Source organism: Microcystis sp. M53603_WE2, assembly GCF_030065435.1.
Map to the genome: position 1 here is coordinate 1 of NZ_JASJFF010001169.1, position 3,042 is coordinate 3,042.

At 46.0% G+C, this 3,042-nt stretch carries 2 protein-coding genes; one reads left to right on the forward strand and one right to left on the reverse strand.

The window, feature by feature from the left end:
• Window positions 1-207: 207 nt before the first annotated feature.
• Entirely contained in the window at window positions 208-1,797 is a 1,590-nt protein-coding gene (locus PX481_RS24550) for a glycoside hydrolase family 57 protein (RefSeq protein ID WP_149987662.1), read from the reverse strand.
• Between the two features lie 147 nt (window positions 1,798-1,944).
• Between PX481_RS24550 and PX481_RS24555 the strand changes: the two genes are divergently transcribed.
• Window positions 1,945-3,042 (forward strand): histidine kinase (locus tag PX481_RS24555; RefSeq protein WP_288096553.1); only part of this gene is annotated, 1,098 nt, incomplete at its 3' end.

Consider the following 3,042-nt stretch of genomic DNA (forward strand, 5'->3'; position numbering starts at 1 on the left):
AGCTTTTCTGGTCGGAACCCCCTAAGCCGAGTTTTCAAGGTGCTGCGCCGTCCACTTGGTTTTCGAGACTGGCCTTTTAATTCTAACGTAAAGCCAACCTAGAACGGCGGGGTTTCAGACCCAAAATTTCCGATGAGTGAATCAGAAAGCAACAAGGTGCGTTACAAACCATAACGCACCAAAATTTTTATTAATCTCTAACAAAGATTACAGGGGTCGATAGACGCGGTAATCAATATTGGGAAAAATATTATCGATTTCCTCGACTTTTTGCAACCAACCGGCATCAATCTTCTCGGATTTCACATCTTCATAGATTTTATTTAACCGCAGCAGGTGGGAACGAGTGCGCCGGACAGCATAGGGAACCATCGTACCGGTTCGCATAATAAAGGCCCAGTCAGAAGATTGTGCTAATAATAACTCCCGGGCTGCCTGATTTAAAGCCCGTTCCTGCAATTCATCCTCCGCTTCATGATGACTTAATTCAATCATCCGTTCCGTGCCTTTGTGCAGGTGAGGATAGATCCAAGCGTTAGTTTCATTCAGCCAGTATTCATGGAAACCCTTATAACCCCAACTGGATTGGGAAGGACGACAGACCTGCTGGGTCGGGTTAGCCCGGAGATAATCGGCTAAATGGGTCATTTGGTAGATATTTTGGTCATACCAAGACTTGCGGAACAGAAAATCAATAAACCAGGGTCCCTCATACCACCAGTGACCGAATAACTCGGCATCGTAGGGAGAAACAACCAGGGGAGGACGGCCCATAATTCCCGCTAAACTCTCCACTTGCCGCTCGCGATTATACATAAAATTGCCCGCGTGTTCGGCGGCTTTTTCTTTGGCCCAGTAGGGGTCATAAAGCCCTTTTTCCGATAAACCACCGTCCCGGCTAGTAATTTTGTGGTATTTGATGCCTATATTCTTGCGTTGACCGTTGGGCATGATATAGGGCTTAATATACTCGTATTCCGCTTCCCAGCCCAAATCTTTATAGAATTCCCGATAAACTATATCCCCCGGATAACCGACTTGGGAAGACCAAACCTGTTGGGAAGATTCGTGGTCACGACCGAAAGCGGCCACCCCGGTTTCTGTGAAAATGGGCGCGTAACTGCCGTAACGGGGGCGCGGACGACCGTAGAGAATACCGTGGCCATCGACGAGGAAATAACGAATGCCCGCATCGGCTAACATTCTTTCTACCCCTTCGTAGTACGCACATTCCGGCAACCAAATGCCCTTGGGACGACGACCGAAATTTTCCTCGTAGTGTTGACAGGCCACCTCAATTTGCGCCCACACCGCTTGCGGGTACATTTTCATCAGGGGCATATAACCATGGGTCGCACCACAGGTGATAATTTCTAGGTTATTACTGTCGAGGAATTGTTTAAATGCTTTGACCAGATCTCGATCGTATTTTTCCCAAGTTTGTCGGATACTTTGGAAAGATTCAGCGTAATATTCGGCTAAGTAGCGAATATGGCCATTATGTTGATTATGGTCGATTTCTTTAGCAATTAATTCTTCTAACTTACCTAAGTGTTCTTCATAGCGCTCTTGCAGTAACGGATCCCGCAGCATCGACACCAAAGGCGGAGTCATGCTCATGGTCATTTTAAAATCGATACCGTCCCGCTTGAGACCTTCAAAAACTTGCAGCAGAGGGATGTAGGTTTCTGTGATTGCTTCGTATAACCATTCTTCTTCGAGGACGTAATCGCTTTCGGGATGGCGGACGAAAGGGAGATGAGCGTGGAGAACTAGGGCAACATAGCCAAAAGCCATAGGATTTCTTCTTAGAATTAAGGAATAAAACTTTAAGATTAGGTTGAGTAGATTTTATACTATCTTAAGCTTCTACAATAAAGAATATGATAAAAGTCGATCGACGATCGATCGATCTCGTCAATCCCTAGGTTTACTAATTTTCCGATGCTCCCATCTAACGAGCCACTGACTGCTTTAGGGAGAGAGACGACAACGCCTCTCTCCATTCAACTTTTGCTATTTGTTGATGACCGTCCCAGTTCTCAAGAAATTATCCGTCAAATTCAGTCCTATCTCCAGTCTTTAAAGTCTGATTACCCAATTGACTTGCAGATCATCGAAATTCGCCAGCAGCCTCATTTAGTCGAACATTTTCGCCTTGTAGCTACCCCTGCCTTGGTCAAAATTGCCCCCGGCCCCCGTCATACCCTCGCGGGCAGTAATCTGGTGGAACAGTTTAAAAAATGGTTGGTACGCTGGCAAAAAGCGATTAAAGAGGAGGTCAAAAATCATCACGCTGAGGATGGACAACGTCAAGAGATGGAACATTCGGGCGAACTCATCCGCATCGCCGATGAGGTTTTTCGTCTTAAACAGGAAAAGGAAGAATTATTAGAACAATTAAAATTTAAAGACCAAATTTTGGCTATGTTAGCCCACGATTTACGCAGTCCTCTCACCGCCGCTTCCATCGCCGTGGAAACCCTCGAATTAGCCTATCATCAACCAGATACGGAGCGCAGTCTGCAATTACGAGAACAACTGCACCAACAGGCCCGCAAACAGTTCCGGATTATGAACCGTTTGATCACGGACATTCTACAAGCTTCTAAGAGCATGGCGGCGCAATTCACTCTCCACCAGAGTAAATTTTATCTGCAAGCTCTTTGTCAGGAAATTTTGTCTCAATTTACCGATATTTTTCAAGAAAAGACTTTAATTCTCCAAAGCGATATCCCCCAAGATCTGCCCCCCGTCTATGCTGATGAGGAGTTAATCCGACAGGTGATTATTAATCTCTTGGAGAATGGGATCAAATATACCCCCCCCGGCGGCGCAATTACCCTTTCTGTCCTCCATCGTACTACTCAAAAAGTACAAGTGAGCATCAGTGATACCGGCCCCGGCATTCCCGAAGAAAAACAAGAGCATATTTTTGAGGGTCATGTGCGTCTCAAACGGGATGAGGGTAAAGAAGGTTATGGCATCGGTTTATCGGTCTGTCGCAAGATTATTCGCGCCCACTACGGTCAAATTTGGGTG